The sequence below is a fragment of the Microtetraspora glauca genome, assembly GCF_040656155.1.
Classification (GTDB): domain Bacteria; phylum Actinomycetota; class Actinomycetes; order Streptosporangiales; family Streptosporangiaceae; genus Microtetraspora; species Microtetraspora glauca.
The window spans coordinates 92,502-106,373 of sequence record NZ_JBFALK010000026.1; the positions used below are offsets into that span (position 1 = coordinate 92,502).

The following is a 13,872-nucleotide window of genomic DNA, read 5'->3' on the forward strand; positions in this document are numbered from 1 at the left end:
AAAGGTGGGGGGCTGGAACCTACTTTCGTCGCATCCGCCCCCTCTGCCCGCGCCGGTAGCGTTGCCGGCATGGATGCGGGGGTCAGGAGGCTGGCCGGCGACGTCGCGCTGGCCGCGGCGGTGGGCGTGGTGGGCGTCGGCAGCGACCTGGCGATCAACGGGGCGGTGCCGATGGCGCTGGTCCCCGAGGTGCGGTGGCACGGGATCTGGGTGCAGATCGCGGGCGCGGCGCTCCTGCTCGTGCGGCGGCGCTTCCCCCTCGCGGTGGTCCTGGCCACGATCCCGCTCTGCTCCGTCGAGGTGCCGCTGTCCATACCGTTCGCGTTGTACTCGCTCGGCGCCCATCGCGGCGACCGGCGCCTGCTGCTGGCGGTGTCCGCGCTGGCGCTGCTCGTGCTGTGCCATCTGTGGGAGGCCCGCGACCTGACCACGCTGCTGCAGATCGCCTCGATCTGCGGCCTGATCGTGGTGCCCGCCACTCTGCTCGGCCTGTACGCCGACACCCAGCGGCGGCTCAACACGGCGCTCGCCGAGCGGGCCGAACGCGCCGAACGTGAGCAGCGGCTGCTGGTCGAGCAGGCCAGGGCCGAGGAGCGCACCCGGCTCGCCCGCGAGATGCACGACGTGGTCACCCACCACGTCAGCCTGATGGTCCTGCAGGCGGGGTCGCTGCGGATGGCCGCGCCCACCCCGGAGGTGCGCGCCGCGGCCGAGGAGCTGCGCACGACGGGCCGGCGCGCCCTCGGCGAGCTGCGCGAGGTCGTCGGGGTGCTGCACGACAGCGAGCCCGCCGACCTCGCTCCCCCGCCGAGCCTGCTGGACGTCTCCCGGCTCGTCACCGAGTCCGGGCTGCGCGTGTCGCTGCACCAGGACGAGGGGATCGAGGTGTCGGCGCCGCTCGGCCGCACCGCGTACCGGGTGGTGCAGGAGGCGCTGACCAACGCGCGCAAGCACGCCCCCGGCGCCCCCGTGCGCGTACGGCTGAGCCGCCACGAGGGCGGGGTACGCGTCGCGGTGAGCAACCCGGCGGCGGCCGCGCCGCCGCCCGAGGACCTGCCGCCGTCCGGCACCGGGCTGCTCGGGCTGCGGCAGCGGGTGGAGCTGGTCGGCGGCGCGTTCTCCGCCGGCCCGACCGAGGACGGCGGCTTCCGCCTGCTGGCGGCGCTGCCCGGCAGGCGGGAGGCGTGATGATCAGGGTTCTGCTGGTGGACGACGAGCGCATGGTCTGCGCCCACCTGCGCGCGATCCTGTCGCGCGCCGACGACCTGGAGGTGGTGGGCGAGGCCTACGACGGCGCCGAGGCCGTCGAGGCGATCGTCCGCCTGTCGCCGGACGTCGTGCTGATGGACATCCGGATGCCCGGCGTGGACGGCCTGGCCGCGACCGAGCGCGCCTGCGCGTTGCCCGGCCCACCGAAGATCATCATGCTGACCACCTTCGACCTCGACGAGTACGCGGTGCGGGCGATGCGCGCGGGCGCGTTCGGCTTCCTGCTCAAGGACACCGACCCCGAGGACCTCGCCGGCGTGGTCAGGGTCGCCGCCGAGGGGCACGCGGTCATCTCCCCGGCCATGGCGAGGCGGCTGTTCTCGGCTTTCGCGCCCGGCGAGCCGGCCAGGCGCACCGCGCGGGCGCTGGTGGCCGGGCTCTCCGAGCGGGAGACCGAGGTGCTGACCTGCCTCGCGGAGGGGCTGTCCAACGCGGCGATCGGGGCCCGGCTGTTCCTGAGCGAGACGACGGTCAAGGGATACGTCTCGCGGCTGCTGGCCAAGCTGGGCTGCGCCAACCGCACCCAGGCGGCGCTGCTGGCCTACGACGCCGGCCTGGTCTCTCGGGAGTGAGCCTGGTCCCGGAGCGGGGTCAGCGGACCCTGCGGGCGGCGAACGCCCCGCTGACCAGGCGTACGGCGCTGCCGTCCTCGACCACGAAGGCCAGATCCCAGCCCCGGCCGCCCGACAGGTCCACCTCGGGCAGGAACCGGTCCCCGTCCAGCGGCAGCAGCGCGACCGGCGGGCTCGACCGACCGGTCGCCGCCTCCTCCAGTGTCACGGTCAGCACGCCGTCCGCCGAGGTCACGTCGTAGCGCAGGTCGCAGGCGGCGTAGCGTCCCTCGTACCGGCCGGGGTCGGCGGTCTGCCGCGTGACCGGCTCGACGTCCTCCGGGACGGAGCCCAGCACGTGCGCGGCCACCTCGGCGGCCAGCGGATAACCGGCGTGCGGTGTGTTGCACACCACCGCGACGACGGTGCCGGTGGACGGCGACCAAAGAAGCGTCGAGGAGCCGCCGAGGTTGGTCCCGCTGTGCCCGAAGACCTCCAGCCCGGAGAAGTCCCGCCGGTACGGCCCCAGACACCATTCGTCGGCGAATCGCCTGGTCGGCAGCGCCACCTGGGGGACCTGCATCGCGGCGCAGGCACCGGGCGAGAGCACCCCGCCGCCGTCGCGCAGGAACAACTCGCCGAACCGGGCGAGGTCGGCGGCCGTCGAGCACAGCGTGCTCCCCGCGGGCCCCGATCCGCGGGCCAGTGCCCACGGACGCACCACCGAGCCGTCCGGCGCGTGGCCGACGGCGATCCGGTGGTAGGGCAGCTCCTCCCACAGCGTGGCGCGGTCCCGCAGGCCGAGCGGCTCGAACACCCGGCGCCGTAGCGCCTCGTCCCAGCTCAGCCCGGTCATCCGGGCGACCAGCGCGCCGGAGACGACCGTCGAGGCATTGCTGTACGAGTAGCCGTCCCCCGGCGCGAACAGCATGTCCAGGTCCGCGAACGTCGAGAGGTAGCCGAGGGGGTCGTCGTGGTCGTCGTCGTAGCGGCCGTTGTCGATCCCGCTGGTCATGGACAGCAGGTGGCGCGGCGTCACCGAGCGGGCGGCCTCCTCGTCGGCCAGCCGCAGCTCCGGCAGGTAGCGCCTGACCGGGGCGTCCAGGTCCACCAGGCCCTCGTCCACGAGGGTCATCACCAGCACCGCCGTGTGCAGTTTGGCGGTCGAACCGATCTGGATCAGGGTGCGCGGGTCCATCGGGATGCCGAGCTCGGCGTTGGCCGTCCCGACCGCCGCCACGCGCGGCTCGCCCCCGGCGATCACGGCGGCCTGCGCCCCGGTCACGCCGAGGCGGCGGGCGGCCTCGGTGAGCATGTCCTCCATGGCGATCGAGTCTCGGCGTTCCGCGTCCGCCCGATCAAGATCGGGACGGCGCTCCCCGACTTTCGGCACGGACGGTCCCTACCTTCGTGTGGCCGGCCGGTCGGTCGGTCGGTCGGTCAGGGGCGCACCGGGCGTTCGAAGAAGGTCTCCAGGACGACGATCGCCTGGGTGCTCGTCACTCCCTGGATGCCGTAGATCCGCCGCAACACGTCCTGGAGCTGCTCGGTGGTCGCCGTACGCACCTTGACGAGCACCGACGCCTCCCCCGCGATCACGTGCGCTTCCATGATCTCCGAGATCCCCGCGAAGGCACCCCCGGACTCCCCCATCCACGCGTCGGCGCCGACCATCACGTATGCCAGCACCGGCCGGTCCAGCGCCACGGGATCCACCTCGACCGTGGTCGCCCGGATGACCCCGCGCTCGCGCAGCTTGCGCACCCGCTCGTGCACCGCCCCGGCCGACAGCCCGACCGCCCGCCCCAGCGCCGCGTAGGACTGCGCGGCGTCGCGCTGCAGTTCGGCCACGAGCGTGCGATCGACCTCGTCCAACTGAATTCTGTTTGGCATAATGCCAATATTATCGAAGGAGATTCAGTCATGGAGCGATTCCGGGCCGAGTTCGAGGTTCTCGACGAGCGTTTCGGCTACGACGGCGGCGACGACTACGTGGAGGTGCTCCACAGCGGCGGCCGCAAGACCGAAGGGCCCGCGTACTTCCCCGCCGGACGGTATCTGGTGTGGAGCGACATCCCCAACGACGTGGTGGTCCGCTCGGACGGCACGATCTGGTTCACCGACCCGCGCTACGGCATCACCGGCTACTACGAGGGCAGCCCGGCCGAGAGCGAGATCGGCGGCGACCTGTACTCGATCCGGGTGACCTTCGCCGGGGCCAGGTGAACCATGTGCTCCCCGTCCCCTCTCCTTCCAGGACGGAAGCCGGGGCGCCGCCCGCTCGTCTTGCGCACCGAGGCCGACCCGCGGGCCGCTGCGGCCGCTGGAGCCGCCGCGCGCTCAGGAGGTGATCGCGCCCCTGCCGGCGTTCGGGGGCGTGCACAGCGCGTCGTCGACCAGCTTGCTCACAGCCTGTTCCACGCGCATGACGTGGTCCGCCGATTCGGCGAGTACGCCCGACAACGAGACCGTGACGCTGCGCCGGCCGTCGGCGGTGACACCGACGGCGCTGATCCAGCCGGAGTCGCCGCCCTCATGGCCCCAGTAGCTGCCGCCGCACGACAGCGGGCGTGAGAAGACCCCCAGCCCGTCACGTGCGCCCGGCATGAGCGGTTCGAACTCCTTGCCGACTGGAATGGTCTGTTTCATCTGCGCCATCTGCGTCGGGGGCAGGAGTCGGCCGCCGAGCAGGGCGCGGAAGAATCGGTTGAGATCGGCGGTCGTGGAGACGAGTCCGGCCTCTCCATTGTTGCCCAGGCCGACCTGCTCGGTGACGTCCACGAGCCGTTCGCCGGGTTGGAACCTCTGGTAAGTCTCGGCGTGCGGCTGGGGCAGCTTGGGTGAAGTACCCGGCCAGAAGGTGTGATTGAGGCCGAGCGGCCGGACGATCCGATTCTGTACCTCCTCATGCCAGGGGTGCCCGGTGACCCGCTGGATGATCATGCCGAGCAGGACGTAGCCGGTGTTGGAGTAACTCCAGTCCTTTCCGGGCTGGAAGTCCGGGCGGTGGCGCATCGCCCGGGCGACGGTCTGCTTGGGCGTGTAGGTGTCGTATCGGTGCTGGTAGAAGTTCTTTGCCGAGGTGTAGTCGCCGTAGTCGTCGTGGATGCCGCTGGTGTGCTGGAGCAGTTGGCGGATGGTGATCGCGCGGCCGTCATTGCCGTTTCCGGACACCACGCCGGGCAGCCATCGCTCGACCGTGTCGTCCAGGGAGAGCCTGCCGTCGCCGGCCAACTGGAGGATCACGGTGGCTACGAACGTCTTGGTGACGCTGGCGATCCGGAAGTAGCCATTCCGAGGGACCGGCCGCCGGGTCATCAGGTCGGCGATGCCGCTGCTGGCGGTCAGATTCCGGCCGGCAGAGGTGATCAAGCGGGCCTGGACGCCCGTCACGCCGAGTGCGGTGATCGCGGCGGCGTCGCGCCGAAGCTGGGCCTGGTCGTCGTGCTGGCTGGCGGCGCTCGCGCCGGGCACGATGGTAGAGAGGGTGCTGGCCACGATGGCGGCCAGAGCCAGGTTCCGTCGGATGGACCGGCCGCGCCGCCGCGGTGAATGAATCGGTGAACTCGTCATGGGCGTTGACGCTAGGTCTGGCGGGGGAAGCGGACGATACAGCTCACTAGTGAGAAAAAGGGGTAGCGGGCTGTAGTGCCAGGCTCGGTCGCCATGGCTCAGACTTGTGCGGATGAACCACCATGGGGCGAGTCGGCTTTCGGCGATGTGGCGCGGTCTGGGTTATCTGCTGGGAAGCCTGTTCACCGCTGCGGTCGCCCTGTTCGCGCTGCCCGTACTCATCGTCCCGATGATGGCCCGCGCCTGGGCGTCCTGGCATCGTCGCCGCGCCGACCGGTTGCTGCTTTCTCCGCGTTCTGGTCCCGTCCGTGTCGGTACGTGGCGTGTTCTCGGGTGGCTGTGCACGTTCATCGTGACGAGTCTGGCGTTCGGGCTCGTCGTGGTGGTGTGCGCGGGCAACGCGGTTGCCACGGCCGTCACGGTGCCCTTGTGGTGGGCGTTGCCCGCCGGCACCCGCGCGGGCGGCTTCGCCGCCGGTGTTCCACTGTCCGGGTGGGGCACGGCGTTGACCCTGGGGACCGTACAGTTCGTCATCTTCGCGGCCCTGACCTACTGGCTGGTTCCACTCCTGGCGCGCCTGCACGCCCGGATCTGTGTTGCGTTGCTGTCCCCTTCGGCCGCGGAGCGGTTGGCGCACCGTGTGGAGACGCTGACCGAGACGCGAGCCGGCGCTATGAACGCGCACGGCGCGGAACTCCGCCGGATCGAACGTGACCTGCATGACGGCACCCAGGCTCGGCTGGTGGCCATCGCGATGCGGCTGGGCGTGGCCCGTGAGTCGCTGGGCGAGGACCCGGAGATGGTGGGCAGACTCCTGCGGGAGGCGCATGAGAATACCGAGGAGGCCATGGCGGAGCTTCGTGCGGTGATCCGGACGATCTACCCGCCGATCCTCGCCGACCGCGGCCTCGCCGGCGCGCTGACCGCCCTGGGGACCCGATCGGCAATCGATACCACCCTCGATATCGGCGACCTCGGCACGATCCCCGCCGCGGTCGAGGCCGTGGCCTACTTCACCATCGCCGAGACGCTCACCAACGCTGCCAAGCACAGCCAGGCCACCCGGACCACCGTCCGCGTCGCACGCGTCGGTGACCGGCTGTCGATCGAGGTCACCGACGATGGGATCGGCGGCGCCGACGATACGCTGGGCACCGGCATCGCCGGAATCCGCCACCGCGTCCTGGCACTCGACGGCACCATCCACATCCACAGCCCCACCGGCGGCCCGACCACGATCACTGTGAGCCTGCCATGCGCGTCGTGATCGCCGAGGACAACGTCCTGCTGTCCAGTGGACTGGAACTCCTGCTGACCGCCAAGGGCTTCCACGTCGCCGCGATCACCCAGGACGCCCCCGGCTTCATCACCGCCGTCACCGAACACCGACCCGACATCACCATCGTCGACGTACGGCTACCGCCAACCTTCCGCGACGAGGGCATCCGCGCCGCCCTTCACGCTCGCCGCCGGCATCCCGGCCTGCCCGTGCTCGTCCTCTCCCAGTACGTCGAGCAGCAGTACGCCGGCGAGCTGATCTCCGATGAACGCGGCGGCGTCGGCTACCTCCTCAAGGACCGGGTGAGCCGGGTGAGCGAGTTCATCGACACGCTGCGGCGGGTCGCCGCCGGCGGCACCGTCATGGACGCCGAGGTGATCGCGCAACTCCTCACCCGGCGTGCTCACGACCCGATCGCCACCCTCACGCCGCGCGAACGCCAAGTGCTCGCCCTGATGGCCGAGGGAAAGGACAACGCCACAATCGCGGCCCGGCTCGTCATCACCGAAAACGCCGTCCACAAGCACATCGGCAACGTCTTCACCAAGCTCGGCCTTTCGCCGGCCGACAGCGGCCACCGCCGCGTCCTCGCAGTCCTCACATACCTCAGCCGCCAATGAGCCCCCGTTTCTGACACCCGCCCGGACGCCGGCCACGCCGGTCCAGGTCGTCCTCGTGCGCCTTCCCGACCAGAGCCGAGGCCGGGCCGAGGTCGTGGGTCAGCAGCCGCGCAACCGTCAGCTCGTAGCGCGCCGTGAGGCGGCAATCGTGTGGCGGTTCCGAGGTCGGGCTCCTGACGATGGGCTTCCTCGCCCGGTCCGCCGAGGGCCGGACGTTCGTCGTCACCGCCCTGACTGACGTCCAACCCACGCGCCGCCTACGACGAGGCGCACGCCGCGAACGAGTTGCCCACCCTGATCAGCGGATCCTTCACGCTCCTGGCCGAAAGCCGACGGCGCCTCGCTACCGGACGGGCAGGCCGGTGACGGAGCGGCCGATGATCAGACGCTGGATCTCGGACGTACCCTCAAAAATCGTGTAGATCTTGGCATCGCGGTGGAAGCGCTCCACGGGGTGCTCGCGGGTGTATCCGGCGCCGCCGAGGATCTGGATGGCCTGCTCGGTCACCCACACCGCGGCCTCGCTGGCGACCAGCTTGCTCATCGACCCTTCGGCCTGATCCATCGGGCGCCCGTGCCGGGCCATCCACGCGGCGCGCCAGGTCATCAGGCGCGCGACGTCCACGCGGGTGGCCATGTCGGCGAGCAGGAACGCGACCGCCTGGTTCTCGCCGATCTTGCGGCCGAACTGCTCGCGCTCGCGGGCGTAGTCCCTGGCGTACTCGTACGCGGCGCGAGCGGTGCCCACCGCCATGGCGGCCACCAGCGGCCGGGTGGACTCGAAGGTCCGCATGGCGCCCTGCTCGCCGCCGCGCGCGCCGGAGCGCACGCGGGCGAGGCGGGCGTCGAGCTTCTCCTTGCCGCCGAGCAGGCACGAACCGGGAACGCGGACGTTGTCCAGGACGACCTCTGCGGTGTGCGAGGCGCGGATGCCGTGCTTGCGGAACTTCTGCCCCTGCGAGAGTCCCGGGGTGCCCGGCGGGATGATGAAGGACGCCTGCCCGCGGGTCCCCAGCTCGGGATCGACGGAGGCGACGACGATGTGCACGTTGGCGATGCCGCCGTTGGTCGCCCAGGTCTTCACGCCGTTGAGGACCCAGTCGCCGTTGTCGTACACGGCGCGGGTCCTGATCGAGCCCACGTCGCTCCCGGCGTCCGGCTCGGAGGCGCAGAACGCGCCGACCTTGACGTCGTCGGGGGTCCCGAACATCTGGGGCAGCCACTCCCCCATCTGCTCCGGCGTGCCGCCGGTGGACAGGGCGGCCGCGGCGAGGCCGGTGCCGACGATGGACAGGCCGATGCCGGCGTCTCCCCAGAAGAGCTCCTCGAACGCCACGTGCAGCCCGAGCCCGGACTCCTCGAACCACTGCTGAGCGAAGAAGTCCAGGGAGTACAGCCCGATCTTGGCGGCCTCCTGGATGACCGGCCAGGGGGTCTCCTCGCGCTCGTCCCACTCCGCTCCGGCCGGGCGCACGACGTCACGAGCGAACTCGCGCACCCAGTCACGTACCTCGCGGATGTCGTCGTTCAGTTCGGGGCAGAACCCCGTCGCGCCGTCGCTCATCGCACTTCTCCACAGGGGTCGAGATATGGGGGCCGGGCTGTGAGATCACCAACCGTAGCACCGGCCGGCGAGCAAACTTACCGGCGAGTAGCATTCCCGGCAAGCGGCCCGGAACCCCGTTTCCCCCTGCGGGACGAACGCACCGCTCCCCGCCTCGAGAAGATCGACCGGACCGGCTCATCCGCGCTCTTCGCCGACCGCGGCCCGGAGCGACACCCGCCCAGCGAGGCGGCGACGCGGTCAGGATTGGGCGAATAACCGGTCGTAGGCGTCTGAGTGCCGGCGGCCGGCCATGAAGTTCAGGAACCGGCGGACGAACTCGGCACGGGTCAGTCGCTCGTCTCCGTCGCCCGGGTCGCGATTGAACGCCGTGCGGAAGAGGACCCGGTACTCCCGCGCGTCGATGACCTGGTCGTCGTCCGCATCGGTGACGTCGAACAGGACGTCGGCGACCCTGATGAGGGCGGAGCTGGTCATGGCGGCGGTCGCCGCGGCGTACTCGTGGCCGGTGATGCGTCCGTCGCCGTCGGTGTCCAGCTCTTTCTGCAGCTCTCGCCACCAGTCGGCGAAGGCGGTGAACAGGCGGTCCTCGTCCTCGGTCGCCAGGTCGAGACGGGTGGCGATCTCCCGGGCCATCGCGGCGAGGTCGGGCCAGTCGAGGTGGCCGTTGCCGGTCTGGTCCAGGACCTCGGAGAAGAACCGTGAGGCGGACCGTAGCGTCGAGTCGCCGGTGGCGGCCGTCCTCGGGGTGGGCGTGAGGAGGCGGAGGAGCGCCCCCGCCTTCGCCGCGCCGCGGCGCAGCTCTGTCAGCGCGTCGCTGCCCGGTCGGGGAGAGTACGTCGGGTCGAGCATGTCCATGACCGTGTCCAGCCGTGTCCACGCCTCCGGCAGCAGCTGCGTCGCGAGCCTTGTGGACAGGTACGTGGTGTGAATCAACATGCGTGCGCCAGGCAACTCGGGAAGCCCCAGCCGTGCGCGAAGCGGCTCGGGCAGCGACGCCACGGTGATCGCGGTGGCCACGGGGCCGGCGACCGCCCTGCCCGCCGCCCACAAGGCCGGGCGGTCGCGAAGCAGAGGTGGAGCGGGTACCTGCGCGAACAGGCGGTCGAGGATGACGTGGACCGCTTCGGTGTTCTCCAGCCGCTCCTCGATCATGAATTCGTAATAGCGCCAGAACTCCCGCAGCGTGGGCGGAAGCTCCCCTCCGCCTGGGTCCATCAGGGCGAGGAACGCCAGGAACTCGGAGTACAGCCGGTCCAGGGCGGGGCCGTCGAGGGACTCGCCGCTCAGCCGGCACATCGTGACCGTGGACTCGAACAGCGTCGCCACCACCCAGGCGCGCGCCTCGGGATCTGCCGCATTGAACGGGCGGCCCTCGGCGTCGGTGCCGGTGATGCGCGCGTGCAGGCGATTGAGCCGGGCCGCCTCCCGCTGTCGCACCCGCTCGTCGGGGTCGAACATCCGCTGTGCGCTGAGCACGGTGTTGCGCAGCCGCCGCCAGGGGTGCGCGACGAAGGTCGAGTTGGTCATCAGCGCCGCGCCGATCTGGGGGTGCGCGGCCTCCAGGACGATGGCTCGGGACGCCACCAGCCCCCAGCGCGTCTGATGGGCCAACGGGTGGAGCATCGATCCCGGCCCGAGCGGGTCGTCGGGGTCCGCGGGCATGCTGCCGTCATCGGTCCCGGCGGGTGCGGCGTAGCTCATCGAAGTCCCTTTCCTGTCGCGGTCGGCACCTGTACGCCGCCGAACCGGCGGTCCCGCCGTCGGTAGACGTCCAGGCATTCCCAGAAGTGCTCGGAGCGGAAGTCCGGCCACAGCACGCGGGGAAAGACCCATTCGGCGTAGGCCACCTGCCAGAGCATGAAGTTGGAGATCCGCTGTTCCCCGGAGGTACGGATGACCAGGTCCACCTCCGGCATGTCGGGATGGGGCAGATAGCGGGCGAAGCTCTCCTCGGTGACCTGCTCGGGTGGCACCCCGTCGCGGATCAGCGACCGGGCGGCCTCGACGATGTCGCGGCGTCCGCCGTGGTCGAACGCCACCGTCAACGTCATCCGCCGGTTGTCGCGGGTCAGCGCCATCAGGTCGGCGATGTCCCGGGCCAGCGGCGGCGGGATCCGGGGGTCGGTGACCCCCAGGAAGCGGCATCGGATCCCGCGCGTGTGCAGTGCCAGGGCGTGTTTCCGGATGGCGCGCCGCACCAGCCGCAGCAGGACGTCGACCTCGGCGGCCGGCCGCCGCCAGTTCTCGGTGGAGAAGGCGTACAGACTCAACCACTCGACGCCGGCCGCGTTGGCCGCCTCGATGACATCGATCACGGCGGCCTCGGCCGCCTGATGCCCCGCGGTGCGGGGCATCGACCGCTGTGCGGCCCACCGGCCGTTTCCGTCCATGACGCATGCCACATGATGGGGCAGGCCTCTCACACCGCCCACCGTGAGGAGGAGAACATCGCCGCTCCCGTCGTTCGCCGAACCTCAAAAGTGCGCATGGGGAAACCATGTCGCACCTCACGCAATGACCCGCCGCGGCAACTTTTACCCTGTAATCAGGCGACTACACTTTGGAATCGCCACTGTCGGCCGCGGCCGGATACGCGCGAGGAACCCGGCTCAACCCGCGTGTCCGTCGACCGACGTCCGGCACGCTGAGTCGATCACGGCGCGTCAGGCCGCCTACCGGGACGCCTACGATGAGCCGGCGTAGTGCGGGATGGTCACCATCGGCGGGCGCTCCGCGACGGCGACGTCCCGCACCACGGGGTCGTGTCCGGACACGCCGCGCCTGAACTGGGTGAGCGCGGGAGAGGGGGAGTGCAGAGAGACGATGTGGTTCTGGCGCTCCAGCCGCGACCAGGCGGTGTACATGATCTGTCCGGCCATCCCGCCGAGCGCCTCGGTGGACTGGTGGGAGTGCACCCGCCGTCCGAGGTCGACCTGGGCCAGCGCGTCCAGTCCGGCCAGGTCGAGCAGGTCGATCAGCAGGCCGAGCTCCACGCCGTACCCGGTGACGAAGGGCACCCGTTCCAGGGCGCTGCGCCGCCCGGCGTACTCGCCCGCCAGCGGCTGCACGAACCCCGCGAGCAGCGGCCAGTGCAGGTTGAGCAGCGGCCGCGCCACCAGCTCGGTGACCCGCCCGCCGCCGCCCTGGAGCTCGGACAGCGGCCGGTCGTAGCACCCCTTGACGTACACGATCGAGGGGTCGGCGAGCAGCGGCCCGAGCAGGCCGGTCACGAACGAGGTGCGGAACTCCCGCAGGTCGGCGTCGACGAAGACGATGAGATCTCCGGTGCTCACGGCGAGGGACTTCCACAACGCCTCGCCCTTGCCGTCGAGCGGGTGCAGGTCGCACAGGATCTCGTCCTGCGCGAAGACCTTCGCCCCCGCCTGTACGGCGTGCGCCGCCGTCTCGTCGGTCGACCGGGAGTCGATGACGATGAGCTCGTCCACCAGCGGGACCGCCTCGACGAGATCCCGCCGGATCGCCGAGACGATCTCACCGACGGTCTCGGCCTCGTTCCTGGCCGGCAGCACGACGCTGATCCTCGTGGCGCCCTTGGCGTCCATCAGAGCCCTGACGGGCCAGTCGGCCGAGGATGTCATACGGCCGTGCAGCCAGGCTTCCACCTCAGGCAGCACGCACGATCCTCTTCTCTACGCCACAGTCCACACTCATCACCTTATGGCGTCCCGTACCGGGCGGGCGGCGGCGGCCGTACCGCACCCGCCGGAGGGCGTCACCGCGCCCGGATCGCGGATGCGGTGAGGATGAGGGCGGCGCCGGCGAGGAGCGCCACGGCGACGGCGGCCACCAGGACGGCGAAACCGTGCTCAGCCAGCGCGGACGCGGCCTGCGGTCCCAGGCTCGCGCCGACGAACAGGAAGAACGTGAACAGGGAGACCGCGGTGCCGCGCGCCCGCCCCGCGAGGCCGCCGACCGTCTCGATCACGCTGGGCGCGGCGATGCCGATGGCGAAGGCGAACACGGCCAGGAGGAGCGCCAGCCCGACGACGCCCGAGGCGGTCACCGCTATCACGACGGCGCTCGCGGCGGCCACCACCAGGGCCAGGCCGGCCCGGCGACCGGAGGCGATCCTGGCCAGCCACGGTGTGACGAACGGGATCGCGACGAACGCGGGCAGCGCGGTCGCCCGGAGCGCCAGCAGCGCGGCGGGGTTCCCGGCGATCTCGGCGGGGCCCTCGAGCTGGAGCGCGGTGTAGATCGCGACGAACGCGCCCAGGATCACCAGCGTGGCGGCGTAGAGCAGCACGAGCCGCGGGTCACGGACCAGGGCGGGGACGGCGGCGTAGGGGTTGGCGACCGCGCCGGTCGCGGTGTCCGGGAGCATCACCCTGGCGAGGACCACGGCCATGACGGCGAAGGCGGCGCCGCCGACGAGAAACACCGTCCGCCACCCGGCCAGGTCGGCGACGGCCTTGGCGGCGAGTTGGCCGATCACGGCCGAGGCGAAGAACGCGGAGGTCACGGAGGTCATCGTGACGCCGCGGCGCCGGGGTTCGATCCGCTCGGCGATATAGGCGAAGGCGACGGGCGCGAACGCCGCCGTGGTGGCGCCCTCGACGAAGCGCAGGGCGATGGCCGTGCCCGCTCCGGTGCTCGCCGCGACCAGCGCCGTGGTGAGCGCGGTGGCCGCCATGCCCGCCACGATCACCCGGCGCCTGCCGTACCGGTCGGAGAGCGGGCCGAAGACCAGGAACCCCGAGGCGTAGCCGAAGCCGAAGGCGCTGACCAGCCAGGTGAGCGTGGTGGCCGAGGTGCCCCAGTCGTTCGACATCGTGTCGAAGAGGGGGATGACGCCGTAGAGATGGCCGGTGGCGAGCAGGCCGGTCAGCACGAAAACGAGCACCGTACGGCCGAAGGGCACCGGAACGGCCGGTCCGGCGGGTGAAGGGACGGGCGACGGGACGGGTGACGGGACGGGTGACGAGGTGGGCGGCGAGGTGGGCGGCGAGGTGGGCGGGCGGGAGGCGGGGAGGGGCGTCGAGGTCATGCCGG

General features: G+C 71.3%; 13 protein-coding genes. 5 read left to right on the forward strand and 8 right to left on the reverse strand.

The annotated features are described in order from the left end of the window. Positions 1-69 precede the first annotated feature (69 nt). Both AB0I59_RS36105 and AB0I59_RS36110 read left to right on the forward strand, forming a co-directional pair. Complete coding sequence (locus AB0I59_RS36105; protein ID WP_061259577.1) at positions 70-1,188, forward strand: sensor histidine kinase; 1,119 nt, start codon at positions 70-72, stop codon at positions 1,186-1,188. Then, complete coding sequence (locus tag AB0I59_RS36110) at positions 1,188-1,841, forward strand: response regulator (protein ID WP_061259578.1); 654 nt, start codon at positions 1,188-1,190, stop codon at positions 1,839-1,841. Before AB0I59_RS36105 ends, AB0I59_RS36110 begins: the two co-directional genes overlap by 1 nt. Positions 1,842-1,860: 19 nt before the next feature. Here AB0I59_RS36110 and AB0I59_RS36115 read toward each other — a convergent pair whose 3' ends face one another. Next, on the reverse strand, positions 1,861-3,213 hold the full coding sequence (locus tag AB0I59_RS36115) for a serine hydrolase domain-containing protein (RefSeq protein ID WP_358140248.1): 1,353 nt from the start codon (positions 3,211-3,213) through the stop codon (positions 1,861-1,863). A gap of 47 nt (positions 3,214-3,260) precedes the next feature. Further along, positions 3,261-3,713, reverse strand: a complete 453-nt coding sequence (locus AB0I59_RS36120; RefSeq protein WP_358140251.1) for an Lrp/AsnC family transcriptional regulator — start codon at positions 3,711-3,713, stop codon at positions 3,261-3,263. A gap of 30 nt (positions 3,714-3,743) precedes the next feature. Between AB0I59_RS36120 and AB0I59_RS36125 the strand changes: the two genes are divergently transcribed. Continuing rightward, positions 3,744-4,046 carry a hypothetical protein gene (locus tag AB0I59_RS36125; protein WP_061259581.1) on the forward strand — a complete coding sequence of 101 codons (303 nt, stop codon included), beginning with the start codon at positions 3,744-3,746 and terminating at the stop codon, positions 4,044-4,046. Positions 4,047-4,160: 114 nt separating this feature from the next. On the opposite strand, the gene AB0I59_RS36130 is transcribed toward AB0I59_RS36125, so the two are convergent. After that, entirely contained in the window at positions 4,161-5,294 is a 1,134-nt protein-coding gene (locus tag AB0I59_RS36130; RefSeq protein WP_358140254.1) for a serine hydrolase domain-containing protein, read from the reverse strand. A gap of 244 nt (positions 5,295-5,538) precedes the next feature. Between AB0I59_RS36130 and AB0I59_RS36135 the strand changes: the two genes are divergently transcribed. Continuing rightward, complete coding sequence (locus tag AB0I59_RS36135; protein WP_358140257.1) at positions 5,539-6,660, forward strand: sensor histidine kinase; 1,122 nt, start codon at positions 5,539-5,541, stop codon at positions 6,658-6,660. Next, on the forward strand, positions 6,648-7,292 hold the full coding sequence (locus tag AB0I59_RS36140) for a LuxR C-terminal-related transcriptional regulator (RefSeq protein ID WP_358140260.1): 645 nt from the start codon (positions 6,648-6,650) through the stop codon (positions 7,290-7,292). Before AB0I59_RS36135 ends, AB0I59_RS36140 begins: the two co-directional genes overlap by 13 nt. Before the next feature lie 343 nt (positions 7,293-7,635). Here AB0I59_RS36140 and AB0I59_RS36145 read toward each other — a convergent pair whose 3' ends face one another. The 5 genes from AB0I59_RS36145 to AB0I59_RS36165 form a co-directional block, all read right to left on the reverse strand. Beyond that, complete coding sequence (locus AB0I59_RS36145; RefSeq protein ID WP_358140263.1) at positions 7,636-8,856, reverse strand: acyl-CoA dehydrogenase family protein; 1,221 nt, start codon at positions 8,854-8,856, stop codon at positions 7,636-7,638. A gap of 240 nt (positions 8,857-9,096) precedes the next feature. Then, positions 9,097-10,560: an oxygenase MpaB family protein gene (locus AB0I59_RS36150; RefSeq protein ID WP_358140266.1), complete on the reverse strand. Its 1,464-nt coding sequence runs from the start codon at positions 10,558-10,560 to the stop codon at positions 9,097-9,099. After that, positions 10,557-11,291 carry a polyprenyl diphosphate synthase gene (gene uppS, locus AB0I59_RS36155; RefSeq protein ID WP_358140269.1) on the reverse strand — a complete coding sequence of 245 codons (735 nt, stop codon included), beginning with the start codon at positions 11,289-11,291 and terminating at the stop codon, positions 10,557-10,559. Before uppS ends, AB0I59_RS36150 begins: the two co-directional genes overlap by 4 nt. Positions 11,292-11,543: 252 nt before the next feature. Continuing rightward, positions 11,544-12,494: a glucosyl-3-phosphoglycerate synthase gene (locus AB0I59_RS36160; protein WP_082777404.1), complete on the reverse strand. Its 951-nt coding sequence runs from the start codon at positions 12,492-12,494 to the stop codon at positions 11,544-11,546. A 98-nt stretch (positions 12,495-12,592) separates the two neighbouring features. After that, on the reverse strand, positions 12,593-13,867 hold the full coding sequence (locus AB0I59_RS36165) for an MFS transporter (protein WP_358140273.1): 1,275 nt from the start codon (positions 13,865-13,867) through the stop codon (positions 12,593-12,595). Positions 13,868-13,872 lie beyond the last annotated feature (5 nt).